Source organism: Variimorphobacter sp. HTMS_6, from assembly GCF_059717775.1.
The window spans coordinates 3839020-3863440 of the sequence record NZ_AP046094.1; the positions used below are offsets into that span (position 1 = coordinate 3839020).

Annotated in this window: 22 protein-coding genes; 14 read left to right on the plus strand and 8 right to left on the minus strand. The window is 37.7% G+C overall.

Annotated features, from left to right (window positions below; genetic code table 11):
* Positions 1–9: 9 nt before the first annotated feature.
* Positions 10–972 (minus strand): stage II sporulation protein D, encoded by a 963-nt coding sequence (gene spoIID / locus AC6IWN_RS17325; protein WP_497989137.1) that lies wholly within the window; start codon positions 970–972, stop codon positions 10–12.
* 314 nt (positions 973–1286) lie between these two features.
* Here spoIID and AC6IWN_RS17330 point away from each other — a divergent pair, with 314 nt between their 5' ends.
* From AC6IWN_RS17330 to AC6IWN_RS17360, 7 genes are all read left to right on the plus strand, one after another.
* Complete coding sequence (locus tag AC6IWN_RS17330; protein WP_497989139.1) at positions 1287–2489, plus strand: staygreen family protein; 1203 nt, start codon at positions 1287–1289, stop codon at positions 2487–2489.
* A gap of 160 nt (positions 2490–2649) precedes the next feature.
* Complete coding sequence (locus tag AC6IWN_RS17335) at positions 2650–3909, plus strand: MDR family MFS transporter (RefSeq protein WP_497989141.1); 1260 nt, start codon at positions 2650–2652, stop codon at positions 3907–3909.
* Positions 3910–4091: 182 nt separating this feature from the next.
* Positions 4092–4814: a Crp/Fnr family transcriptional regulator gene (locus tag AC6IWN_RS17340; protein WP_497989143.1), complete on the plus strand. Its 723-nt coding sequence runs from the start codon at positions 4092–4094 to the stop codon at positions 4812–4814.
* Between the two features lie 248 nt (positions 4815–5062).
* Positions 5063–5755 (plus strand): iron-sulfur cluster repair di-iron protein, encoded by a 693-nt coding sequence (gene ric, locus AC6IWN_RS17345; protein ID WP_497989145.1) that lies wholly within the window; start codon positions 5063–5065, stop codon positions 5753–5755.
* Between the two features lie 21 nt (positions 5756–5776).
* Positions 5777–6004: a DUF1858 domain-containing protein gene (locus AC6IWN_RS17350; RefSeq protein ID WP_497989147.1), complete on the plus strand. Its 228-nt coding sequence runs from the start codon at positions 5777–5779 to the stop codon at positions 6002–6004.
* Positions 6005–6018: 14 nt separating this feature from the next.
* A complete protein-coding gene (locus AC6IWN_RS17355) occupies positions 6019–7233 on the plus strand; it encodes a DUF438 domain-containing protein (RefSeq protein ID WP_497989149.1) in 1215 nt (404 codons plus the stop codon).
* A gap of 99 nt (positions 7234–7332) precedes the next feature.
* Positions 7333–8541, plus strand: a complete 1209-nt coding sequence (locus tag AC6IWN_RS17360) for an anaerobic nitric oxide reductase flavorubredoxin (RefSeq protein WP_497989150.1) — start codon at positions 7333–7335, stop codon at positions 8539–8541.
* An 82-nt stretch (positions 8542–8623) separates the two neighbouring features.
* On the opposite strand, the gene AC6IWN_RS17365 is transcribed toward AC6IWN_RS17360, so the two are convergent.
* On the minus strand, positions 8624–10312 hold the full coding sequence (locus tag AC6IWN_RS17365) for a methyl-accepting chemotaxis protein (protein WP_497989152.1): 1689 nt from the start codon (positions 10310–10312) through the stop codon (positions 8624–8626).
* A gap of 255 nt (positions 10313–10567) precedes the next feature.
* Between AC6IWN_RS17365 and AC6IWN_RS17370 the strand changes: the two genes are divergently transcribed.
* Complete coding sequence (locus AC6IWN_RS17370; protein WP_497989154.1) at positions 10568–11857, plus strand: PAS domain S-box protein; 1290 nt, start codon at positions 10568–10570, stop codon at positions 11855–11857.
* Between the two features lie 14 nt (positions 11858–11871).
* Here AC6IWN_RS17370 and AC6IWN_RS17375 read toward each other — a convergent pair whose 3' ends face one another.
* From AC6IWN_RS17375 to rsmH, 3 genes are read right to left on the minus strand one after another with little or no spacing between them, the layout of a single operon-like run.
* Positions 11872–13500 carry a tetratricopeptide repeat protein gene (locus tag AC6IWN_RS17375; RefSeq protein ID WP_497989156.1) on the minus strand — a complete coding sequence of 543 codons (1629 nt, stop codon included), beginning with the start codon at positions 13498–13500 and terminating at the stop codon, positions 11872–11874.
* Positions 13501–13541: 41 nt separating this feature from the next.
* On the minus strand, positions 13542–13763 hold the full coding sequence (locus AC6IWN_RS17380; protein WP_497989157.1) for a hypothetical protein: 222 nt from the start codon (positions 13761–13763) through the stop codon (positions 13542–13544).
* A 30-nt stretch (positions 13764–13793) separates the two neighbouring features.
* Complete coding sequence (gene rsmH, locus AC6IWN_RS17385; protein ID WP_497989159.1) at positions 13794–14843, minus strand: 16S rRNA (cytosine(1402)-N(4))-methyltransferase RsmH; 1050 nt, start codon at positions 14841–14843, stop codon at positions 13794–13796.
* Between the two features lie 457 nt (positions 14844–15300).
* Between rsmH and AC6IWN_RS17390 the strand changes: the two genes are divergently transcribed.
* Positions 15301–15828 carry a YehS family protein gene (locus AC6IWN_RS17390; protein ID WP_497989160.1) on the plus strand — a complete coding sequence of 176 codons (528 nt, stop codon included), beginning with the start codon at positions 15301–15303 and terminating at the stop codon, positions 15826–15828.
* Positions 15829–15921: 93 nt separating this feature from the next.
* Positions 15922–17319 carry a DEAD/DEAH box helicase gene (locus AC6IWN_RS17395; RefSeq protein WP_497989161.1) on the plus strand — a complete coding sequence of 466 codons (1398 nt, stop codon included), beginning with the start codon at positions 15922–15924 and terminating at the stop codon, positions 17317–17319.
* 128 nt (positions 17320–17447) lie between these two features.
* Here the strand turns inward: AC6IWN_RS17395 and AC6IWN_RS17400 are convergent, their stop codons facing one another.
* From AC6IWN_RS17400 to AC6IWN_RS17410, 3 genes are all read right to left on the minus strand, one after another.
* On the minus strand, positions 17448–18524 hold the full coding sequence (locus tag AC6IWN_RS17400) for an NADH:flavin oxidoreductase (RefSeq protein WP_497989163.1): 1077 nt from the start codon (positions 18522–18524) through the stop codon (positions 17448–17450).
* 77 nt (positions 18525–18601) lie between these two features.
* On the minus strand, positions 18602–19273 hold the full coding sequence (locus AC6IWN_RS17405; RefSeq protein WP_497989165.1) for an NAD(P)H-dependent oxidoreductase: 672 nt from the start codon (positions 19271–19273) through the stop codon (positions 18602–18604).
* Positions 19274–19380: 107 nt separating this feature from the next.
* Complete coding sequence (locus AC6IWN_RS17410) at positions 19381–19965, minus strand: TetR/AcrR family transcriptional regulator (RefSeq protein WP_497989167.1); 585 nt, start codon at positions 19963–19965, stop codon at positions 19381–19383.
* 278 nt (positions 19966–20243) lie between these two features.
* Here AC6IWN_RS17410 and AC6IWN_RS17415 point away from each other — a divergent pair, with 278 nt between their 5' ends.
* The 4 genes from AC6IWN_RS17415 to AC6IWN_RS17430 all read left to right on the plus strand — a co-directional run bounded on the left by AC6IWN_RS17415 (position 20244) and on the right by AC6IWN_RS17430 (position 24379).
* Complete coding sequence (locus AC6IWN_RS17415; protein ID WP_497989169.1) at positions 20244–21953, plus strand: molecular chaperone HscC; 1710 nt, start codon at positions 20244–20246, stop codon at positions 21951–21953.
* A complete protein-coding gene (locus AC6IWN_RS17420; RefSeq protein WP_497989171.1) occupies positions 21937–23340 on the plus strand; it encodes a tetratricopeptide repeat protein in 1404 nt (467 codons plus the stop codon). Before AC6IWN_RS17415 ends, AC6IWN_RS17420 begins: the two co-directional genes overlap by 17 nt.
* Positions 23341–23552: 212 nt before the next feature.
* On the plus strand, positions 23553–23936 hold the full coding sequence (locus AC6IWN_RS17425; RefSeq protein ID WP_497989172.1) for a hypothetical protein: 384 nt from the start codon (positions 23553–23555) through the stop codon (positions 23934–23936).
* A gap of 275 nt (positions 23937–24211) precedes the next feature.
* Positions 24212–24379, plus strand: a complete 168-nt coding sequence (locus AC6IWN_RS17430; protein ID WP_497989173.1) for a hypothetical protein — start codon at positions 24212–24214, stop codon at positions 24377–24379.
* Positions 24380–24421: the final 42 nt, after the last annotated feature.

Below are 24421 nucleotides of genomic sequence, written 5' to 3' on the forward strand. Positions count from 1 at the left end.
TTCACAAGCTTATTCTCCGTCAGTCACGTTGGCGAACTTCACCCCCGTGTAGTAGTAGCTGAGGATTTCCTTGTAAAGAGAACCTTCCTCTGCCATGGCATTGGCGCCGTATTGGCTGAGCCCAATCCCATGTCCGGAGCCGTTGCAGATGATACGAGCTTTTTTATCATACTTTTCTATGTAGAAATGGCTGGACGGTAACCCCACCACCTTAGTGAATTCATCGCCGGATACAGATTTGCCGTTAAGATCCATTTTTAAGACGTAGCCAGAACTGTCCCTGGTGGTCACTTTGACCTGAGAGAAAAATTTATCTTCGGATAAACTAATCTTAGTGTAATATTTATTGAGTATAGCAATCAGATCGGATACGTCGTACTCTTGGATCTGAAGATAATGGGTGGAAGTGACATCCTGTTTGCTGGGAATACTGATCAGGTAAGGAACTTTAGTTCCCCAAACCTCAGAAGCATTGCGGGTAAAGCCACTACCGGTATCAAAAAATAGAGGTAAAATTAATTTATCATCATATACAAGAACCTGGTTCTTGGTGGAATATAGAGCATTTTCTATCTTAGAAAAGTAACTTTGATAATCATTGCCCCAAAACTTCTTTAAAGAACCTAAACTAATATAGGATAAGCCCAATTCAGTGGTGGTGAATTGGGTTTTGCTCTTATTACCGTCTGAAAGTAGAGCCATGTTGTATAAAGCATAGGTTCGAGCTATGACAGCCTGTGCTTTTAATGCTTCTGCCTGATATCCGGCCGGCATGTTGGCAGCAACAACCCCGATCAAATAGTCATCGAAGGAGAGCTTATCCTTGGAGCCATTTTCATCGTTATAAATCGTAAAATTCATAGCTTGTATCGATTCCGGCTTCTCTTTGTTTTGAAATAGTATTGTAATTGCAAATGGTATTAAGAGAACCAATACACATGCAATCAGCGCTTTTCTAATAACCTTCTTCATAACCCCTCCTGAACTTGTAGCATTAATACATTATATTATGTCATTTAAGGTTTATGATACTTATCGTTTGGCTTGTACAATTATTATTTTGAAGCAAACCACGCAGCCTAAGCACCAACGACTTCATACAGTTGATTGAGAATATATGGTTCATAATTCTTTAGGTAACATAAACTTTTTGCATAATGATGAGATGATAGATGAGAAGGACTTTTGACGCCCTAATCCTCATAGGTTAACGTGAGATGTGTAACACATCAGGAGTAAGCGTCATATATTATCAATATTAATACATATATAGGAGCAGTGCGTTTATGAGTAAATTGGATCCGAGAAAGTTATATGTGACATACAAAGATGGAGTTACAACAACAGATCCTATCATACCAAGAAGGTATACATTGACACACTCCGACATTACAGGAGAGCTGTTTTTGGATATAGGACCTGATTACGCGAATGATAAAATAACGGAAATGAAAGATGATGTACGAGGAGAATGGGTGGAGAATATCGGAGGTTATTTATATTACATATACCTCGATGTAGACGGTGGGTCAGGCCGCGGAATCACCGGTGTTCGTAATTTTATATTCCGAAGGGAACTGCCATTAGCACTGGAGGCAATACGATTTGGGGATAGGGATTTTTTTGAGGCACACCCTGAGTTAAATTTTGTACCAATTATCGTATTCTTTCGATCAAATAATCTCAGATATAATTCAATGGAAAACTGGGGGATGTTCACGGATTATGACATAACAAAAACTCCAAATGTGAAGCAGCTAAAAGCGATGAATATGAATAAAGTAATAATTGATACTAAATACGGAGATGTGAACGGGGATGGCGTTCCGGACACTGTAATTTTATATGGGACTCGAAGCGATGATAATGAAAGCACATATATAATGAATATCTCAGTAGTTATTGAGGACGGTCGGACGAAGGCTCTGAAAACAATCCTTCCTCAGGTTAACTCCGGTTATAATCCAATGATATTTCTAGGGGATTTTACAAAAGATAAAGTGGATGAGATTAAGTTAAGCATGGATACCGGTGGTAGCGGAGGATATGGTGTATTCTACATTTACTCAGCTTTTGATAATCAAATAAATGAATTATTTAATACGGATACATATAATTTGCAGAACACCTATACTGTTCGATATGAGGATCAGTATAGGGTTAATGTAAGTAGTGACCAATTGGATACACAATTTATAATAGATATTAGTGATAAGGGAGAGTCATATTTGTCACAGTATTATCATGCGAATGAAGAATTAATCGACCCGACAAAGGGGGAGGTGCTATCACTTAGTTCATTAATTCCATTCATTAGTAATGAGAAGGAAGGATATTACGAGCTATCGGCAATTCAAAGGATAATCGGTACATATAATGCGGATACACTCGGTTATATCCAAAATCAGTTAAGCTGGAATGGGAATAAATTTGTTCCGACTCGTTTGTTGGTTTCAGTGGGTGGAACGAAGTTATCAACGCCTTATTAAGATTATCATCAATATTCCAACTTTAATGTAGTGATTTAAGCCTGTAAATCCCAACATATGTAAAAAGGTAACAATTATTTCTGGTTTCCCCAATAATATGTTTGTGATATAGTAGAAAGACTAGCTAAATTATTACAATTAAGTTTACAAAGGAAGAGAGATGATTGTTATCAAACTAAAATTTTTGGATACGTATAAAGGATTGCCTAAGAACATGTATATATTGTTCCTAGCTACTGTTATCAACAGATTCGGTGAATTTGTTTTTCCGTTTTTGGCGATGTATCTTACCCTGAAGATTGGACTCTCCATCGGAGAAGTCGGTATTATCGTAACAATAGCATCGTTGATCGGGATTCCATCCTCCATCATTAGCGGAAAGCTTGCAGATGAATTCGGAAGAAAGAAAACTTATCTGATTGCGCAGGGTGGAGCAGCCTTAACATTGATTCCATGTGCATTTATTCAGGAGCCTATGATTGTTATAGGGCTGATACTATTATCGACCTTCTTTGGGGGAGCGGTTCGGGCACCGATGCAGGCCATCATAACGGATATTCTTCCCCCTCATCAAAGACAGCAGGGAAATTCGTTACAATACATAGGTATCAATTTAGGTGTGGCAATTGGGCCGGTGGTAGCAGGATTCTTGTTTAATAATTTTCTTCCAATGCTTTTTATCGGCGATGCAATTACTTCATTTATAGCAATCATTTTAATATGGAAGTATATCAAAGAGGGGAAACCGGAGCAAATTCATGCAACGGCATATACGGATAAAGAGAAATTTGAAAAGGGTAGCACCATTAGTGCTTTACTTAAACGACCACAGATCATACTATTTTTAATCATATACATTTTATATAGCTTTGTTTATACACAACACAGATTCTCATTACCACTCACAGCCGATTCCGTATTCGGAAGAAGTGGCGCAAGTAAGTTCGGTATCTTAATGTGTGTAAATGCAGTTACTGTGTTAGTATTTACCGTAGGGGTTACTGCACTGACGAAGCATAGAAAGCCATTGACTAATATCGCGATGGCAGGTCTATTATATGCGGTCGGATTTGGTATGCTCGGTTTCATTCATAGTTTTCCGTTATTTATCCTATCTACGGTGATCTGGACGATTGGAGAGATTCTGGTTGTTACGAACTTTAGCGTATATATGGCAGATAACAGCCCCAGTAATTTCAGAGCCAGATTTAGTGCCATCGGTTCGTTAAGCTGGTCGATCGGAGCAGCAGGTGGAACATCCATAGCGGGTAAGTTTATACAAGAAGTTGGGCTAAAATATATCTGGCCTTTGAGCTTTGTACTGGCACTTCTGGGTACGGTTGGTATGTATGGAATTTATCTGAGAGGTAAGAGAAAAGAAATAGAAAGTGATCCTGTTTATGAATCAATAATACAGTAGTCAATAAAACACAATAATAAAAACAGAGCTGCATAGATAAGTTATGTCAAAATCTATTAACAGCTCTGTTATATTTTATAGTATAATATATAAAAATAACTAACAATGAAGTTGTCATAACTTCTAATTAAATAAAGCTACAAGCATCTATAATAGAACGAAAGAAGAAGGGAGTATGTCTTATGTCAGAGAATGTTCATCAATGTACCCATTGTCATAATCAGCTATGCCTTCATAAGGTTCCTATATTCGGCGGACTAAATCATGAAGATATGTTTCGTATATCTGAATTAATCTTACACAAATCCTTCAAGAAGGGAGAAGCGATATTCTCCTTAGGAGATAATCTGGATTCTATCGTCATTATTAATGAAGGAAGTGTTAAAGCGTATAAATATACCCCGGAGGGCAGGGAGCAGATTCTTTATCTCTTTTCAGAAGGAGATTTCTTCGGAGAACAGTATCTATTAACACAAAGAAAAGCAACTTATACCGTTGAGGCATTAGAGCAGGTATATATATGTATGCTATCCAAGGAACATTTTCAAAAACTATTACTTCAATATCCGGACATGGGCATTAAGATCATCGAAGAATTAGGGAAGAGGATGATTCGGCTAGAACATTCCATGGAGAGCATGGGAGTGAGAAATATTGATATGAGAATTAATGCACTCCTGCTGGACTATTCCGCTAAGTTTGGGAAAGAGGTGGAGGAAGGGGTACTGATTCGTCTCCCTCTAAGCCGAGAGGGTATGGCTAATTACCTTGGAATAGCAAGGGAGACAGTGAGCCGTAAATTAAGCCAGCTTGAAAATGACGGAGTAATACGTTCGGTATCAAATAAAGCTCTATTAATTCTGGATCAAGCAGCCTTAGAAGAAGGTAGTGATAATATACAGTAAGCAGTGGGATAGGACTTGATTTCATCAAATGCTATATTGCTTCAGTTATAAAATAATAATGATAATTATTTTACAATGAGTCAAAAAAAATTAATTAAATTAGTTAAATTGAGAGAGAAAAGTGTGACTGCAATCACATCTTTTCTCTTTTTGTATGACTATAATAAGTAACATAAAGAAGCAATTAACAATTCATCTAATAAAGATAGTTATTCTGTAAAGAGAACAGGATAAAGAAGGGGGATTATATGAGAAGATATCAGGATAAAAATGTAACGATCGGTGAAGTAGTAGTGGAATTACCGCAAGCGACAGAGGTATTTAAGGAATTTGGTATAGATTTTTGCTGTGGTGGACATCGTAATTTTATTAAGGTAATTGAGGAACAGAAGATCAATCAAGAGAAATTATTTGATAGACTGGATCAAGTGTATGACCAGCGTAAGGCAAGCTATGAGAAGGCAGATAAAAAGTTTGATCAAATGAGTCCGGAGGTGCTGACCACTTACATTGCGGATACCCATCATGAATATATGAGACGGGTACTCCCGGAGATTTCTGAATTACTGAATACCTTAGTGAGAGTACATGGCAAAAATCATGCAGAGCTATTTGATGTGTACCGGGTATACGGACAATTAAAGACAGACTTAGAACAGCATTTGTTAAAGGAAGAGACCATGCTATTCCCGGATTTTGACCAGATTGATGAGAACAGAGAAGAGATTACAGCGTTAACTCGAACCATCATCGAGGAGCATGAGGGAGCAGGAGAGTTGCTCACCAAACTTCGTGAGCTTACGAATGACTATCAGGTACCAACAGATGCTTGCAAGACTTATGCAAGAACTTATCAATTACTGGAGGAGATGGAGGATGATCTCCATCAGCATATTCATCTTGAGAATAATATCTTACTTAAGGAATATGCAAAGCATTAAATTAGGTGAAAGGGGTAGGCTATGAATAAAGTAATTTATTTAAATAAATCAATTTATGAATTGACCGGTGAATACCCTGAGATGATTGAGATACTGGTGTCGCTTGGGTTTACAGATATTACAAAGCCGGGAATGCTAAAAACCGCGGGTAGATTTATGACATTACCAAAGGGAGCGACTTTAAAGAAGATCAGTTTAGATGAGATTAAAAAGACTCTTGTTGAGAAGGGATTTGAGTGCAAGGATTAGAATGGAGGGATATTATGAGTGAGTTTATAAACAATAGAGAGTATCGTCAACAGACGATGAAAGAGATTATTAAACAGCTTCACGAGGGAAAGTCGGTGGAAGAGGTTAAAGAACAGTTTGAAGAAGCATTTCAAGGGGTTTCGGCGACGGAGATCTCGGAAGCAGAAGGTGCATTAATCAAAGAAGGGCTACCGGTTGAGGAAATCCAAAAACTATGCGATGTACATGCAGCGGTATTCAAAGGTTCCATTGAGGAGATTCATCAACCAACGGATCAGACAAAGATACCCGGACATCCGGCACATACATTATTCCGTGAAAATAGACAGATTGAACTGATTATACAGAAGGAAATCGAACCTTTTCTATCCGGTGAAGCAGACGGGATAGAACGAGATAAGCTATTACAGGGTATGGAGGAGTTATTGAAGGTCCATATTCATTACCTTAGAAAAGAAAATCTTCTATTCCCATACATGGAACAATACGGAATCACAGCGCCCCCTAAGGTTATGTGGGGAGTGGATGATGAGATTAGAGTACAGATTAAGGAAGTGAAGGCACTGCTAACCCAGAAGGATGGTAACGCTATTGAGATAAAGCAAAAAGCAAAGGATGCAGTGGAACGGGTTAAGGAGATGATCTTCAAGGAAGAGAATATCATGATCCCGATGCTGTTAGAAACACTGACCCAGGATGAATGGAAGGTTATCGCGGATGAAAGCAAGGAGATTGGATATCTGGTTGATAATGTTCCGGTATGGACTCCGGTGAAGGATGAGAAAGTAGAGGTTGCCCAGGATCCAAAGGAGAATCATGAGCCCGGCCGTGTAAGATTGCCATCCGGAGTGTTCGAAGTGGAGGAATTAACCGCTGTGTTGAATTCGCTTCCTTTTGACATCACTTTCGTGGATAAAAATGATCTTGTGAAATATTTTTCCGAAGGAAAAGAGAGAACCTTCCCACGTACTAAAGCCATCATCGGACGAAATGTATCCAACTGCCATCCACCGGCTAGTGTTCATATCGTAGAAAAAATTGTTGAGGACTTTAAGAACGGTGTGAAAGATCACGAGGATTTCTGGATTAGGATGGGAAATAAACTTGTACTGATACGGTATTATGCCGTTCGTAGTGAACAGGGTGAATATCTTGGAGTGTTGGAGGTTACACAGGACATCAAACCAATCCAGGAGATCGAGGGCGAGAAGAGACTCATGTCGGAATAGCATTAGAAAACATTAGGAGGAATTAGTGTGAAAAATCATAGATTTTTCACACGCAAATTTGTGCCTGCGGCCCAAAGTTTGCAGGCTATGTAGAAAGGCATGGTTATTAATATGGGTAAGAATATAACAGATAAAGTAACTTGGGTAGGAAAAGTGGATTGGGAGCTTAAGAGCTTTCATGGTAAGGAGTATTCAACACGAAGAGGCTCCTCTTATAATTCATATTTAATACGTGATGAAAAAATAGTATTAATTGATACTGTATGGCAACCCTTTGACAAAGAGTTTGTCACTAGATTAAAGCAGGAGATTGATTTAAATAAGATTGATTATATCATAGCGAACCATGGAGAAATCGATCACAGCGGCGCTTTGCCAGAGCTTCTTCGGGAGATACCGGGAACCCCTGTATATTGTACCGCGAAGGGTGCACAGATATTAAAAGGGCATTATCATGAGGATTGGAACTTTGTTACGGTAAAGACAGGGGATACGCTAGACATTGGTGAGAGTAAGCTTATCTTTGTTGAGGCGCCCATGCTACATTGGCCGGATTCAATGTTTACTTATATGACAGGGGAGAATATTCTGTTCAGTAATGATGCATTCGGACAACACTACGCTTCGGAATCTCTCTATAATGACTGTGTGGATGAAAGCGAGCTCCATGAAGAGGCAATCAAATACTACGCAAACATATTGACCCCATTTAGCGGTCTGGTAACAAAGAAAATTCATGAAGTTTTGGGCTTTAATCTTCCGGTTAATCTCATCTGCCCAAGCCACGGTGTAATTTGGAAGGAAAATCCTACACAAATCGTAGAAAAATATCTTGCCTGGGCGGATAACTATCAGGAGAATCAGATTACAATTATCTATGATACGATGTGGAACGCAACCAGAAAGATGGCGGAGGCGATAGCCAGTGGAATTCATGAAGCAGACCCGGAGGTTACCGTTAAGCTTCATAACGCATCGAAGACGGATAAGAATGACATCATCACAGATATCTTCCGTTCGAAAGCAATCTTAGTGGGTTCACCAACCGTGAATAATGGCTATCTTCATTCCATTGGCGGATTAATTGAGATGGTAAAGGGGCTGAAGTTTAAGAACAAGGCAGCAGCGTCCTTCGGAAGCTATGGTTGGAGCGGAGAAGTGGTGAAGCAGTTAAATGAAGAGCTTACGAAGAGCGGATTGAAATTAATGAATGAAGGACATCGTTCCTTGTGGGTTCCGGATGTAGCAGAGATCGATAAAATCAGAGAGTATGGAAAAGAATTTGTGAAAGAACTAGAGAAGAAATAACTAGGTAATAGGTAAGATGATAATATAGATTAAAGCACAGCAAGTTGGGGTGTGGTATTCCCCAAACGACTGTGCTTTTTTTCTAGATTTTGAAGCGCTTTATATGGTTGGCTAGATGAGTGAATAATTGAACCATTTCATTACTTACAGTAGTGGTTTGCTCATATGCAGATAATTGCTCTTCCATGGAAGCAGATGCTTGTTCTGTAGAGGCAGAGCTTTCCTCCGCTGAAGCAGATAGGTTTTGAAGTCGGTCAAGAACCTCATTTTTCTCACTATCCATAACCGCACTGGATTGATCGATAAGCTTAGTAAGATCTCGAGAAATATTTATTAGATCTGCAATTTCTTTATATTTTTCTTCAGTGTTCTGTACATGATCAACTTGTTCCAGTATGATTAATTCTAAATCCTTCATAGTATTGACCGTTACGGAGGAATTTGTGATAAGTCCTTTAATAATTTGCTCAATTTCATCCGTAGTTTCTGAGGAACGCTGTGCTAATTTTTTAATCTCTGCGGCTACAACAGCAAAACCTTTTCCTTGTTCACCGGCTCTTGCTGCTTCAATGGAGGCATTTAAAGATAAAAGATTTGTTTGCTCTGCAATCGCGTTAATTAACTGAGTTGCATCTTGTATTTTTATTGCGCTTTCATTGGTATGTATGATGTCGTTATAAATATCCTGCGCTGATTTTTGAGTCTTATTAGTAATAAGCGTTAAGTCATCAACGGATTGCAAACCATGTTGTATTGCAACATTGATTTTATCAGAGCTATCAGTGAGCATTCTTACAGTATTTCTTGTTGTATCAATATTCTCGCCTAGAGTAGTAAGCTTTTCAAAACTTTCAGCGGTACTTTGTGCCTGATCAGACGTAACAGAGGAGATTTCATTAATGGTCTGTGTGATTTCCTCCGTGATTTCCAGAGACTGCTGTAATGTATAGTTTAGCACTTCTGATTTTTTAGATGATACGTGGGAGGCATTGGTCACCTCTTGTAGTATACTGTTTACATTGTCAAATAGCTCATTGCAGCATTTTGCCATAGTACCGAATTCATCTTTTGATTGAAAGGGAATCTGCTTTGTTATATCAATGGTTTCCCCATCCATATCTTTCAGGATTCCGGTCATGATACGTATTCTTTTTATGATTAAAGATTGAAGAGTTATGTAGGTTCCAAATATCATAAAGCATAAGAGAACCATCACAATCAAAGTATTAAAGCGGGTATTATAGGTATTGGTTCGGATGTTTTTGCTGCCTTGTTTAAAGGATGATGTAGATTTATCTAGTAAGTCCTGAACTTGCTTATCTAATTCCTTTGCAATATCCTCAAGGGTAGTCATATATAAATTACCCATCTCAGTACCACTTTGAATATATGTTCTAGCCATAATTCGGCCATGCTGATAATAATCACTAAGTCTTGATTTCAGCTTATCAGCAGAACTCTTATCCAATCCAAGTGTTTGTAATTTATCAATATCTTTTACCGCCTTATTATAGCATTCTTCCGCTTCTTGAAAACCATCATTATATCCCGGTTTTGATTTCGTTGCAGATATTTCGGTCAAGTACTGTCCGATTTCAATGATTTCCTTTTGTAATTCTAATGCAGTAAGCATAGTAGGAGTTCCTTTGTTTTCGTGCTTGATACTGATCTTCTCGATGTTAGTTAATGAAGTGAAGATAAATACGGTAAGAAGTATGGCACATACAATCATAGATGACATCATTAATGTGAATTTAGTAGATATTTTCATGTTACCTCCGGTTATAAATGTTTTTTAATGTGATTGGTTATTCGCTGGAAACTATGCATATGGAGATGTTCCATTAAAATACATAAATTGGAGCAGCATATACAAGGTTACTACTGAATTCTCAAATTTTTCTCAAATTAATATAAAAATAAAATAAAGTAGAAATAAAATAATACATTTACAACTTATTTTATAAGTGTTATTATATTAGTTTAGTGACAAAATTATATAGGACAGAAGTGAAAGAGAGTATATATGAGAACGAATCATAATGAATACAATACTGAAACGGAAAAATTAGAATATTATAAATTACTGGCTGTTGATAATACGGTGGAATGCGTATGGGTTTATTCCTTGACAAGCAGTAAGTTCAAATATATCAGCCCTTCGGTGGAATCCCTGCGTGGAATGACAGTAAAAGAGGCATTAGATGAAACTTTGGAGGATTCGCTTACTTCAGAATCAATACAAAAAATAGAAAAATCAGCAATAAGACGTTTCCCACGATTTGTTGCAGGGGATCGAAGTGAAGAGATCGTATCAGAAATCAGTGAATTTGAGCAGTACTGCAAGGATGGTTCGATAAAGATATTAGAGATATCCACAAAATTGGTTTTGGATGAGATAGATCAGGGAATTAATATTATCGGTGTATCAAGAGATATAACAAGCAGAAAACAATATGAGCGTATGCTGCTTGATAAGATTAGAAAACAGACAGAGATCATTGAACAGCTACAATGGGGAGTACAGGATAAAACAATCAATATACGAATCTATTTCTTTCACAAATTTTTAGTATATGGAGTAAACCAGCAACATCCGGTTCGTTGGCAAACAGCCAAAAATGAAGAACTATTTGCGTTTTTAATAAGCAGAGAAAGTACTTCTGTTAGTAAATATGATATCATCGAGTGTCTGTGGCCGGAATTGGATTCGGACAAGGCCACTACGTATTTACATAATACGCTTTACTCCATGAAAAAAGATCTTCTGAGTGTGGGGATTGAGTTCATTACAAAATTTAAAAATAACCATTATATCTATTCTATGCCGGAGTACTATTCCGATCTAAAGAGGTTCAATGAGATTATTAACTATACTGTTCAACCATATGAAGGTCTTGATAATGAGGCAGTAACTCGATTCGGACAAATACTTTCACTCTACATGGGAGATTATCTCGAACATGATGCTTACGGATGGTCACTGGTGGATAGCTCCAGATACAGGGAAATGTTTTCTGCAGCAGCGTTTTCCCTTGCTAAATACTACTACATTAAAAATGATTATCCATCTACAAAAAAGATATTATTAAGGATGCTGGAAATAGATAACCTGAATGAGGATATTCATGAGCTCTTATTACAGGTATACGTGCTAAACAAGGATTATTTGGTCTTCTTAAAGCACTACCGGGAGCTAGAGGCCTTATTGCAATCAGAGTGCGGGACAAAGCCAAAAAGTTCGATTCAGGATTTGTTCAAAAATTGCCATGATGAGGTCATGGTGGCAGTGGATTCTCAGATTACACATTTTTGAGATATTCTGGCGGGTTAATCCGCCAGAGCCTCATCAATGATCCCCTTAAGGTTAAGGCTATCCTCAAATTCTGGATCAAGCTTTAGGGATTTCTCGAGGTGTTCTAAAGCCGTATCAAGTACCTGCAGATTATAATAACACAGAGCGATTTCGTAATGAATGGAGGTATCTTCACCGTAAAACTCCAGGGAAGTTTGAAATAGTTCTATAGCATCATAGTCATATCCGAAGTAGGCTAGTATGGTTCCTAGACAATAACACAGATCACCTTCTTCGCCGATTGGAAAATAGCTTTCCCGTACTCCATCAATGATTGACACCAGCTCTTCTCTTGGAAAGTTTTCTTCACTTTGAATTCGGCTAAGCAGTGTATTATAGAATTCCAGGAAGGTCCTTGAATCATACATAGTGTATCGCAAAAAGGTCAGCAGTTCCTTTGTGGTTAGGGATGCATGATGAGGAACAACAGCCTTCTTAAGGATATAAAAATCATCCGGACCGATGCTTTCGATAATCTCATTATAAGCCATAGTCGTCTCTACAAAAGCATGTGAGCGCCTACTTAGTAAGAATAAGGACATTGTTACATTCTCATGGTCATAGAGGGTATGAATTGCTTTTCCACCAAGACGATTAAAATAAAGCTCCATTGCATGAAAGTTCACAGTCAGAGAGATGGAACCGTGCTTTGACAAGTAGGGATGATATATCCGCTCCATCGAGGAGATATTACGATATCCTTTATCCGAGGAGAGTAACACAATATCGTCATTGAATAGTTTTCTTAAGCGATTAATACACCGTAGTGCCACAATCGGTACAGAAAATGCACTATCACTCAGAAGCTCCTTATAAGATAAGAGGATATCATTCAGATTATCATCCTCATAATATTCATTCCCCTGAATCAGCTTGTCCGTATATTCATAATCCAGACCTGCCAGTATGGAGTGATCCTTCGAATCAACCGCAGCATCGGTAGAGGTCACGGTAATCAAACCTTCATAGAGCTCACCGTCATTCACATAGAAGGTATCCTGAGGCAGACTGTCGAAGGTATAGTTAGCGAATAGTATAAGAGGATTTTGAAGGTTGCCTTTGCTTAGAACTTCACCGGAGTATCGTAATGTAAGCTCGTCATCCTTCGTCATATCAAAGGTGGCACAGTCCAGCACCCCGCTCTCGAAGAAGGGTTTCAAATAGCTATGACCTAACCAGTACTCTACATTTCGCTCTGCAAGATCTGTAATAAGGTACTTGAACTTTAACCCCTTAAGGGAGGAGTGTTCAATCATCTTAAGGAATCTTTTTAAAAATGTATACGTAAACCGTCCCACACCGGCAGCAAGCTCCATGATATAGATAGTGGAGTCCTTGTTAAAATCCGTATCATATACGATATCCCTGCAATAAGAGAACACAGTCTTTGCATAGAGATTTGCGATGTAAGGGTTGGTCGTAATATATTGAGGTACAATTCCTCGAATCCAAGCCTCAGGGCCTTGGTTTTCATAGAAATCGGATTGTAACTTCCAAACCATCGACTGAGAGAGGGGTTTGTCTGATTCCAGAATAGTTGTATTTTTATTAATGGTTGTGTCATTACTTGATTTGATGGATTGTGATTTATTAGTTTGTGGCACGGTGCTTCCTCCTAGGCTATGGTGTTCAGTGAGAACGCTTACTAATATACATTAGTGGCAGGGATAATTCCTTGTACAACGATACGATCACCATCTCTATAGCCGTTTACGGCATAGCTTCCGATTAGCATAAAGTCCTCATTTTCCCCAAGTGTAAGCATTTCATTCATGTTGGCTTTTATCAGTTCGATTACAGCCTCTCTTTTTTCTTCCGGTTCTATATTAAATATTATTTTTAAATTATTATGAGCCATGTTGTCCAAGTGCATCCTCTCCTTATGTTTTGTGTAGAATTACGCTTTTATCGCCCAACGTAGCTTAGCAGAACGTGCACGGCTATTGGTATTGCATTCTTCTTGAGATGGTCGAATAAAATTCGGGGATATCTCTTGATAGATGCCTTCCTGGTATAAACGCTTGAAAGATTTCTTAACGAGGCGATCTTCTCCGGAATGAAACGAAAGGATTGCAACACGTCCGCCCTTCGCAAGTGCATTCGGGAGCTTATCTAAGAATTCATATAGCACTTCAAACTCTTTGTTAACATCAATACGTAATGCTTGAAAGCAACGCTGACAGGATTTTTTAACGGCTTCCTTTCGTTCCTTTTCCGGAATGAATTTTAGAGCATCATTGATGATTTGTTGGAGTTGTGTCGTTGTTGAAATGTCAGTTCCTTTTTTGATTGAGGAAGTAATGGCACGGGCAATTTCTGCAGCATATATTTCATCCGCATTCTCTAGCAACATACCGTGTAATTCTTCTAGCGATATGGTTTTCAGGCGTTCCGCCGCAGATATCCCTTTGTCTGGATTTAAGCGTAAATCAAGTGGTCCCTCAGTCTTATAGGAGAACCCACGGTCGGGATTGTCAATCTGCATAGAGGAGACACCCAAATCTGCCAATACAAAATCCAGCGGTCCCGCTTCACCAGCGATTTGGTCAATCCCTGAAAAGTTCATGTGTTTTATCGTTAAGATCTCCGGCCCGTAACCCAAGTTCGCTAAGCGCTCCCTGGTACGTGGTAATTCAACCGGGTCTTCATCGGTTGCATATAAGTGACCCTCTGAATTCAGACATTTTAACATCTCTAGAGTATGGCCACCATAACCCAAGGTCGCATCTAATCCGGTTTGTCCGGGAGCGATCTGTAAGAATTCTAATATCTCCTTCACGCAGATCGAGCGATGCATGCCGGCAGGGGTATTGCCTTTTTGAATAACCTTTTCTATTGCATCAGCATATTTTTCGGGTTGCAGTTCCTTATATTTATCTTTAAAAGCTTTTGGGTGAGTGCCCTTATATCGCGGACGTCTTTGATGTTTTTGCTCTTGATTATCCATTATTGTATCCACCTTTATATTCACTATATTAAATATTGTAACAAATCATATGATATCAAATACATTTCATAATAGCAAACGCATAAAAAAGATTATATAAGGAAAAGAAAATTATAGTAAAGAGATCAGCAAAAATAGTTTTTATTGCATAAAACTGAATACCCATGTAGAATTGTTTAGTACTTCATGGTAGTATTAGGTCTAGAATAAAAAAGTGATATTAAGTTTCTTAACGTGGTATAATGATAAAATGGTAGGATTATTTAGAAGGATAATTCACAAACACACAAAGGGTAGACATGTATTTCTAATGTGAAATATATGATTTTTGAAAAATAAATCATTGTATACTGAATGAACATGATTGATACGCATATATTCGGAAGTAATTATACGGAAGATTGAGTGATTCTTCTAAGGATTTATACTGCCCCTAAGTGGCAGCAAGGAGGTTAAGTTGAATAACAACGATATATTAATAAGATTAAGATATGCGCTTGATATTAGGGATATAGATATGTTGGAGATATTTAAGTTGGGTGGAATAACGGTAATGAGAGAAGAGCTGCAAAGAATGTTATTAAAACCCAAGAACGATGCGGATATCGATTCGGACAAGTATGAGTTTATCGCGCATGATGATATGAGAAAATGTAATAACTTCATGTTTGAGTCTTTTTTGAACGGATTCATTATATTCAAAAGAGGAAAACAGGAAGCTAAGCCAGGTGAACCACAAAAAGAAGTATTTATGATTAAGGATAATAAATCGGTCAATAATGTATTTCTGAAGAAAATTAAAATCGCACTGTCGCTCACAGGTGAGGATATGATGGATATATTTAAACTAGCAAACGTCAATCTATCAAGCAGCGAATTAAGTGCAGTATTACGTAGAGAAGGTCAACGTAACTATAAAGAATGCGGAGATCGATATGTCAGGAACTTCTTAAAGGGCTTGGCAATGAAAAACCGTAAGATATAACAGAGACAATGATAGGTAATCGAGAGAGGAGAGTATGATGTATACATAATCTACATCATACAAGTTAATATGCAATTTAATGAATTAAAGGTTATGCCAGATATATTAAAGGCACTAGAGAAAGAAAATTATTCGGTTCCTACACCGATACAGGAAAAGGCAATCCCCTTTATATTAGAAGGAAGAGATCTGCTGGGTTGCGCACAGACGGGTACCGGTAAAACAGCAGCATTTGCAATACCAACACTACAACTACTCGCAGAAGACAAGTCTTCACACACTTCCGATAAAAAAATACGTGCATTAATTGTAACACCAACCAGAGAGCTTGCACTTCAAATATATGAAAGCTTTTGCACCTATGGGAAATACACCAAATTAAAAGCATGTGTTATCTTTGGTGGAGTTTCTCAAAAACCGCAGGAGGAAGAACTACGCAAAGGGGTGGACATCCTTGTAGCAACTCCCGGTAGATTAAATGACTTAATTAATCAGAAACACATTGATTTGAAGAATCTGAAAATATTTATCTTAGATGAAGCGGATCGTATGCTTGATATGGGATTTATCCATGATGTGAAGAAGATTATCGCTAAAATACCTGAGAACAAGCAAACCTTGTTATTCTCAGCTACCATGCCACCCGATATCGCTAGGCTGTCCCAAACGTTACTCAAGAATCCTGCAAAGGTTATGGTAACACCGGTATCTTCCACCGTCGATATCATAGATCAATATTTGTACTATGTTGATAAAGGAAATAAGAAGGATCTACTTCTACACATATTACAGGATAAATCCATTGTGTCAGCATTGGTATTCACCCGTACAAAGCATGGCGCAGATCGATTGGTTCGTCAATTATCCAAGGAGAAAGTGACGGCACAAGCAATTCACGGCGATAAATCGCAGGGAGCACGTCAAAGTGCCCTACGTGATTTTAAAAACAAGAAGCTTCGTATCTTGATTGCTACGGATATCGCTGCAAGAGGAATCGACATTGATGAGCTTTCTCATGTAATTAATTATGATCTTCCAGAAGTACCGGAAACCTATGTGCATCGTATCGGACGTACCGGACGAGCTGGCCAGGAAGGTGTAGCAATCTCCTTTTGTGATTTTGATGAGAAGGAATTACTTCAGGACATCGAAAAGCTGATAAGAAAGCATCTGAAAGAGGTTAAAGATCATCCTTACCCATTGATGAATAACTTCCCCGCACCAAAGAACACACAGCCAAGGAATAAACCAAAGGCAGCAGGGGGAACGTCAGGGAAATCTCAGAAAGCTTCGTCCGAATTAGTCGTTGACCCTAAGAAAGGTTCTTCCAGAAGGAACTCCGCACAAACTGCTTCTCAACAGGTAGCAGGTGTTGACCCAAGCAAAAAGTATCGCATGACGGCGGATGGAAAGCTGAAGGAAAAGAAGAGTTTTATGAGCTTCTCTAAGAAGGGGAAGACAGGGTCAGGGTATTCCAAGAAAAAGAAGTAGAAAAGAATTGTAATAGAGTTGGGATAAATGATAGTCATTACAATGATTATATATTAAGACAAGAAGACCTATAGCACACAAAATGTGTTATAGGTCTTCAATACTTACATTAGCCAAATTCATTTTTCTTATTTGTATACTTTACACCCAAACCCATTATTAAAAGCAAAACATTTATTACAGGATAGGCATTTTGATTTTCTTCTGTCGCCTGATTTCCAAATGTTGGGCAGTTCTGGTTCGCATATAAGGGGACGGCATAAGCTTATCGCTTGAATATCTCCTATATTCAAATACTCTTCAATCTTATCGGGTGTGCGATAATTGCCGACACTGATTACGGAGGTCTTCACTTTTTCCGCAATCTGCAATGCATTTTGAGCAAATGCACCTTCTTGATCAGAAGCGGACATTCGTCTGGCAGAAAGGCTATCCATTGAGATGTTGATACCACCGCTTACTTCAATTCCGTTTATACCTAGTCGATCCAACTCACTACATACCCATGAACAATCTTCAAAGCTAAGTCCTCCGTCTATGTAGTCTTCGCCATTCAGTTTAATCCAGATGGGATAGTCTGCCCCAACTTTTTCACGAATAGCAGAATAGACTTCAAATACAATTCTTGCACGATTAGATATATCTCCGCCGTATTCATCGTTTCTTTTGTTATAAAAAGGACTGAGAAATTCACTGAGAAGATAGCCGTGAGCACCATGTATCTCAACTCCGTCGGCTCCTGCTTCTTTGCACTGCTCAGCAGTCAGGGCAAAGCTCTGAATTACACTTTGTATTTCTTCTATTGTCATGGCTTTGGCTGTTTTGTCAGGGGCTAATACTAAATCTGAGGGAGCTAGCGGTGCATTTCCGTTATCAGGTAATGCTTTTGCACCACAATGCGCTATTTGAACAATAACTTTGCAATCATGGATATGTGACCTGCGAACTAATTCTGTTAATCCGGTTTGAAATTCATCTCCATACGCTTTTACCATAGTGGGAAGTGCTCTTGAGTTTTCATCAACTCCCATCATGCTGGTAATAGCTGCGCTTGTTCCTCCTATCGCAATCTCATCATAGATCGAAATCAACTTCTCTGTGATATGCCCGTTGAGGTCAGCGCTACCCTCCTGGGTTGCGCTACGTATAATACGGTTTTTTAAAGTCATTCCGCCCACTTTTGTATTCTCAAAAATTGCTTTCATACTAATTAACTCCTTATTTTTTGATTTAGTTACAACTGATTTACGAACTTGCATTAATAATGAAAACGGATTGCTGATTATTTAACCCATTGGATTAATGCTTCTTTTGACCCTCTTGTTTTTGAATAAATGATTACTTCATCCGGTCGATATCCAAAAGCAACTAATACACTCACTCCAAAATGCTTCGGTTCAATTAAACCTTCATTCGCTAAGATCTCCTCAAATCGAACTCGATCAAATCCCTCCATCGGGCAAGAATCGATACCTAGCAAAGCACTTGAAGTCATCATATTACCCAACGCAATATAGGTTTGCTTACAAGCCCAATCAAAAAGTTTTCTTTCAGTATTCAAATCAAAATCATTTATCTGAAAATTCTTATAAAATTCCCCCTTCATCTTTTGTACCTCGTCGGGCAATCCTTGCACATCCCTTAAAACCATATTGATATAATCTGACCCATACTTTGTATCAATGGCCTTACGTGCTAATATAACGACAAAGTGGCTTGCTGTTGGTAATTGACCTTGCCCACCCCATGAAACCTTCTTAAGTTTTTCGCGAAGTTCATCGTTTTGTATAACTAAGAATTTCCATGGTTCAAACCCAAATGAACTGGGTGATAATATTCCACTTTCCATAATTGTCTGAAAATCGTTCTCCGATATTTTCTTGTTAGGATCAAATGCCTTACAAGCATAACGAAATGTAGAAGCATCTAAAATTTGATCATTAATGTTGTTCATCTTCATCTCTCCATTCTTTTTTATATTTATTGTTATTATTATGGTTGCTGATTTTATAAAACATATAGTAATTCTAGACCGAACGTTCTAAAATACCTAAAAATAAATTATTTATCAAGAACCGATAATGAAAAAGCAGCTATACGGTGTAATTTTTCTTTGCTGGTGGAGTTTCTAATAAGAACTCTAATCCCAAGCAATGTATTGTGCAGGTATTCTGCTAATATCTCAGCATCAGTATCACATGAGATATCACCCTCATGTTGCCCCTTTTGAATAAGCTTCATTAGAAAATGCTCTGTTTGAGCGAATGCTTTTCCTGCTCGCTCCTTTACTTCGCCATCTCTGAGGCTCAGTTCTACTGAAGAATTTACAAACAAACACCCCCACTGCTGCTCCACATTCCATCTGCCTTCAATTACTCGGTCAAACATTAATTGAATCGATTGCTTTGCGGTACTTTCTTTTAATACTTCGTTCATCAATGAATCTTGCATATGCTCTCCAAAAAGGTCTAAAACCTTCATGAACAACGAATGCTTATCACCAAAAGTATCATATAAACTCTTTTTATGAATTCCCATATGTTCTACCAGATCATTCATGGAAGTGCCTTCATAACCCTGTTCTAAAAATAATTCCATCGCTTTTCTAAGAACTTCACGTTCCTCAAACTCCTTACTACGACCCATTTTCTCACCTCTATAGAGGCATTATACTCATTCTGGAACGATTGGTCAAGAAAAATATTATTCGATTTTATTTAATAATTGCAATGTAAAAATTGTAACTTTGAGGCAGGTTCTCTTGTGAGAAACAGAGCTTCCGATTTATCAACCAAATATATCCTTGTAATAAAATGTATATTATATTATCATAGAAATAGGCTGATAAATGTAGTTTTTTGGCATGTAAGTGGAGGGTGATATAGAGAGTATAAATAATAGGATACATCATGGAGGCTAAAGGAATGCATACAGTTGGAATTGATCTAGGAACAACGAACAGTCTGATTGCCGTTTGGATGGAAGAAGGACCGGTTATTATTCCGAATGTCTTTGGGAAAAACTTAACACCTAGCATCGTCAGTATTGATAAGAATAATGAAGTGATTGTAGGAGAAGCTGCCAAGGAGAGGCTCATTACCTATCCGGACTGCACCGCTTCTTGTTTTAAACGTTTCATGGGAACAGATAAAGTATATAAATTAGGGGGACGTAATTTCAGAGCTGAAGAGTTGTCGTCCTTTGTATTAAGGTCTTTAAAAGAGGATGCGGAAATATTCTTAGGAGAACCTGTTACAGAAGCAATCATTAGTGTTCCGGCATATTTTAATGACAAGCAACGCAAAGCCACAATGAAGGCAGCAGAATTAGCCGGTTTTACTGTGGAACGCTTAATAAATGAACCTACTGCAGCTGCGATTTCATATGGCCTGAACGATCCCGATCAGGAAAGCAAATACATGGTACTGGATTTGGGTGGTGGGACTTTTGATGTATCAATTTTAGAGATGTTTGATGGAATAATGGAGGTGCATGCAATTGCTGGGGATAACTATCTTGGCGGTGAGGATTTTACGAAACTAATTATTGAACATTTTCTAAATGAAACATCGTTGAAAATGCATGAACTCACTTCAAAAGAGCATTCAAACATCTATAAAAGGGCAGAAAATGCCAAATTTAAATTAGTGAAAAAACAAAATGCTATTATAAAGATGCTAGTTAAAAATACTGAAGTGGAAGTTCAGATTACGCCTGAGCGGTATGAAAATTTATGCTTGCCTCTACTGAGACGTTTTATGAAACCAATTGAGAAGGCACTTCGTGATGCTTCCTTCGAGATAAATGATATAGATAATGCTCTTCTGATTGGTGGGGCCACAAGAATGCCTACCTTCCGTAATTATGTCAGCAAGTTGATGGGTAAGCTTCCTTACGTAAATATCAACCCAGATGAGGCGGTTGCGCTCGGAACGGCAATTCAGGCAGCTATTAAGGAGCGGAACGAGGCACTAAAAGAAATAGTATTGACAGACGTCTGCCCATATACGTTGGGAGTTGAAACAACTCACCGTTCGGCAGAAGGAAGATATTCAGGAGGACACTTTAGTCCTATAATTGAACGAAATACGGTAATACCAGCAAGCAGGGTAGAAAGATATACTACCATTTCTGATGATCAAAGAAAAGTTATATTCGGGGTATTCCAGGGCGAGAGCCGTTTGACTAATGAAAATCTGAAGCTCGGAGAAGTTGGCGTCATTGTTCCAAGCGGAAAAGCTGGTGAGGAAACAGTGGATGTCAGATTTACATACGATATTAACGGAATTCTTGAAGTAGAGGCAACTGTAATTTCTACAGGATCAAAAAGAAGAATTGTAATTGAGCAAAATCCAGGACAAATGACAAATGAAGAAGTTGAACGTAATTTAGATTATATAAAACATTTAAAGATTCATCCTCGTGACCAGCAGATAAATAGGCTGCTACTGGAGCGTGGTAATAGGTTATATGAAGAATGTTTGGGTGATATGCGAGATTATGTGAGCGAGCTTATGAGGAATTTTGAGGATGTACTTGACGGTCAGAATGAATTTGAAATTCGAAAAGAAGTTGCAAGGCTTTCAGAGAGTCTGGATAAACTGGAAGGAATAAAAGATGATAGCAAAGAGTGATTGGGTACTTTTGGACATTGAACCAACTACGGATGTGCGACAAATAAAAAAAGCGTATGCTAAGAAACTTAAATTATATTCGCCTGAAGATGATCCGGTTCAATTTCAAAATTTAAGAATGGTTTACGAAAGAATATTACAGTATGTCGAGCATGATAATTCCTCAAGACATACAGAAATTGCTTTTGATACCGAAGCTTCTACACATATTGATGATACTTTATATGATCCTTATGGAAAAGAGTCTGAAGTCACCGAAAAAGAACATATTAAATCACGATTCCATGAGATAGAATATGGTGAGGTCGGAACTTGGGAATTCTCGGATGCGGAGTCTTCATATGAGAAATTTACAAAGCAGGTAACTGATTTATATGCGAATTTCAATAATCGAATGAACCTAAAAAATTGGGATGAAATTATTAAGGATGAGGTGATGTGGGATGTTGAAACATATCGTATCCTGAAAATATGGTTTTTGGATTTCCTGTACGACGGGCATTTTGTACCGAGTGAAGTTATACAGTCATATAATAAGTATTTTCTGTGGGAACTAGATAGTGAAGAATACTATCAAAAATATGGTGAAAATTTTTTAGCATATATAAAGGCACAGATAAATGGAATCATTACACCTGGATATGAGTATCTAACGGAAAATTGCTGCGAAGATATTGAGGCATATATTAGTTACCGCGAGAATGGATTTGCGCAATATCTAAGCGGTGATTGGGATTCGACTCGAAACTTAAGTATTGCTTTAGAAATGATACCTGAAGATCCATATTTATTATGTATTTTAGGTGCATATAATGATGCTGCGGATAGTTCAGATGGAATGAAGTATATCAAATCAGGAGCAGAATTCTCTACGGATCCATGGAGAATCTTTTTGTTTGGTGGACAGTTATTGCATCGCATGGGAAAGTATAAAAAAGCATTGCGTTATTTTAGAAAAATCCCAAACACTTCACATTATTATATTAAAGCACTGACAGCCATTATAGATTGTCTTTGTAACATGGAAAAATTTCATAAATGCGGCTCTTTGCTCCGGAGTATAATAAAGAAAAACAAGGAAGATTCCGAACTAAAAGATATTTTACTTAAATATTATGATACGATTTTAGGATTTAAAAAGCGTAATCCTAACAGTCTTATTTTTTTGTATGAAGCACGCAAACTATATCCTTATATAAGAATGCGTGGAGAAAAACCCCAACATAAATATACGCCTAATTATATTTTGCCCTCGCTAAAGCTTGTAGCTATAGCCATATTAGCCGTACTTTTACTCATATGTATCATTGTAACAAAAGGAGGAATTGCAGTAGGGATAGTAATTGTTTATGGTTTGGCATGGATTTGTTCACGTGGTAAAAACTAGGACAGGGTGTGAAACAAGTGATTACTTATATACGATGTTGCCAAATGATGAGTTGATGTGTGAGTACAGTATACAAAAGTGGTATTTAGATGACGCGAAATGTATGATGTTGGAGTACAAGATATTGATGATTGATAATTAAGTGTTTGAATCTAGCAAATATGTTAGTTAGGGTTGAGATTATTAATTCACTTAGTAGAGAGGTGGTAGTTATGAAGCATAACAGATCAGTTATTATAATTATTGGAGCTCTTTGTTTAGTTCTTTTGGTTTTTGCTATATTTAAAACTCAAAACACGGATGCAACTTCCCCTCAGAAAGTTTATTCCAGTAATCATAAAGCGGACTTTATTGTACTTGATAAAAAGGTTTATCTTAATGCTGAAGATAATGAATGGGTAGACCAACTTTCTTTCAGTAAAGGAGAGTTATTAGGACATATCAATAGAACAGGCAGAACAAAGAACTTTGCTGATTGGGATGCTACTAAAGTGGAGGAAAATACGAAAGTATTCAAATGTAATGAAAGAGAAGATATTGTATTAATCGAAAAAAGTAATAAGTTGGTTTCATATTTGGCTTATGTTGAGGGATGAGCTGAAGATGTTCCTGGAAATACATATTAAATGCTAAAGTGTATGAAGCGTAGATAATGTTATTAGATATAAAATCATACGAAACAACGAGTGATATAATTCGGACAAGGCGTGTCTCATTGAGATTGTTCATTAAATTATAAGATTAAGGTTCCTGATGTTTGAGGAATCTTATTTTTTGGTGAAAGAAAGTACTTAAAAGGAATTTGATAACGTCTGCAGGGTTGGTACCTCTTTAAAATGTTTTAAAAACAGTTTAAGGAGGTTGAATTGAGATGTCACTATTTGTCCGGATACTTAAGGTATGCTGTCCGGATAATTCAAGAACAATCTCCGGATGTGGCAAGAATAATCAATATGAAGGAAGTATAAGAAAGATATATTATTATTTTGTTATATATCATAATTTTAAGAAAGAAAATGTTAAATTGTTGAATATTTAATGTAAAAGTGTTACAATAATATGGATAAATTAGGATGGTACA

What these genes read in the sequence shown, in the direction of transcription:
- AC6IWN_RS17415 (WP_497989169.1), top strand. Translation starts at nt 20,244, where the DNA reads ATGCATACAGTTGGAATTGATCTAGGAACAACGAACAGTCTGATTGCC.
- spoIID (WP_497989137.1), bottom strand. Translation starts at nt 972, where the DNA reads ATGAAGAAGGTTATTAGAAAAGCGCTGATTGCATGTGTATTGGTTCTC.
- AC6IWN_RS17395 (WP_497989161.1), top strand. Translation starts at nt 15,922, where the DNA reads ATGCCAGATATATTAAAGGCACTAGAGAAAGAAAATTATTCGGTTCCT.
- AC6IWN_RS17410 (WP_497989167.1), bottom strand. Translation starts at nt 19,965, where the DNA reads ATGGGTCGTAGTAAGGAGTTTGAGGAACGTGAAGTTCTTAGAAAAGCG.
- AC6IWN_RS17360 (WP_497989150.1), top strand. Translation starts at nt 7,333, where the DNA reads ATGGTTATTAATATGGGTAAGAATATAACAGATAAAGTAACTTGGGTA.
- AC6IWN_RS17370 (WP_497989154.1), top strand. Translation starts at nt 10,568, where the DNA reads ATGAGAACGAATCATAATGAATACAATACTGAAACGGAAAAATTAGAA.
- AC6IWN_RS17350 (WP_497989147.1), top strand. Translation starts at nt 5,777, where the DNA reads ATGAATAAAGTAATTTATTTAAATAAATCAATTTATGAATTGACCGGT.
- AC6IWN_RS17340 (WP_497989143.1), top strand. Translation starts at nt 4,092, where the DNA reads ATGTCAGAGAATGTTCATCAATGTACCCATTGTCATAATCAGCTATGC.
- AC6IWN_RS17420 (WP_497989171.1), top strand. Translation starts at nt 21,937, where the DNA reads ATGATAGCAAAGAGTGATTGGGTACTTTTGGACATTGAACCAACTACG.
- ric (WP_497989145.1), top strand. Translation starts at nt 5,063, where the DNA reads ATGAGAAGATATCAGGATAAAAATGTAACGATCGGTGAAGTAGTAGTG.
- AC6IWN_RS17400 (WP_497989163.1), bottom strand. Translation starts at nt 18,524, where the DNA reads ATGAAAGCAATTTTTGAGAATACAAAAGTGGGCGGAATGACTTTAAAA.
- AC6IWN_RS17425 (WP_497989172.1), top strand. Translation starts at nt 23,553, where the DNA reads ATGAAGCATAACAGATCAGTTATTATAATTATTGGAGCTCTTTGTTTA.
- AC6IWN_RS17335 (WP_497989141.1), top strand. Translation starts at nt 2,650, where the DNA reads ATGATTGTTATCAAACTAAAATTTTTGGATACGTATAAAGGATTGCCT.
- AC6IWN_RS17405 (WP_497989165.1), bottom strand. Translation starts at nt 19,273, where the DNA reads ATGAACAACATTAATGATCAAATTTTAGATGCTTCTACATTTCGTTAT.
- AC6IWN_RS17355 (WP_497989149.1), top strand. Translation starts at nt 6,019, where the DNA reads ATGAGTGAGTTTATAAACAATAGAGAGTATCGTCAACAGACGATGAAA.
- rsmH (WP_497989159.1), bottom strand. Translation starts at nt 14,843, where the DNA reads ATGGATAATCAAGAGCAAAAACATCAAAGACGTCCGCGATATAAGGGC.
- AC6IWN_RS17365 (WP_497989152.1), bottom strand. Translation starts at nt 10,312, where the DNA reads ATGAAAATATCTACTAAATTCACATTAATGATGTCATCTATGATTGTA.
- AC6IWN_RS17430 (WP_497989173.1), top strand. Translation starts at nt 24,212, where the DNA reads ATGTCACTATTTGTCCGGATACTTAAGGTATGCTGTCCGGATAATTCA.
- AC6IWN_RS17330 (WP_497989139.1), top strand. Translation starts at nt 1,287, where the DNA reads ATGAGTAAATTGGATCCGAGAAAGTTATATGTGACATACAAAGATGGA.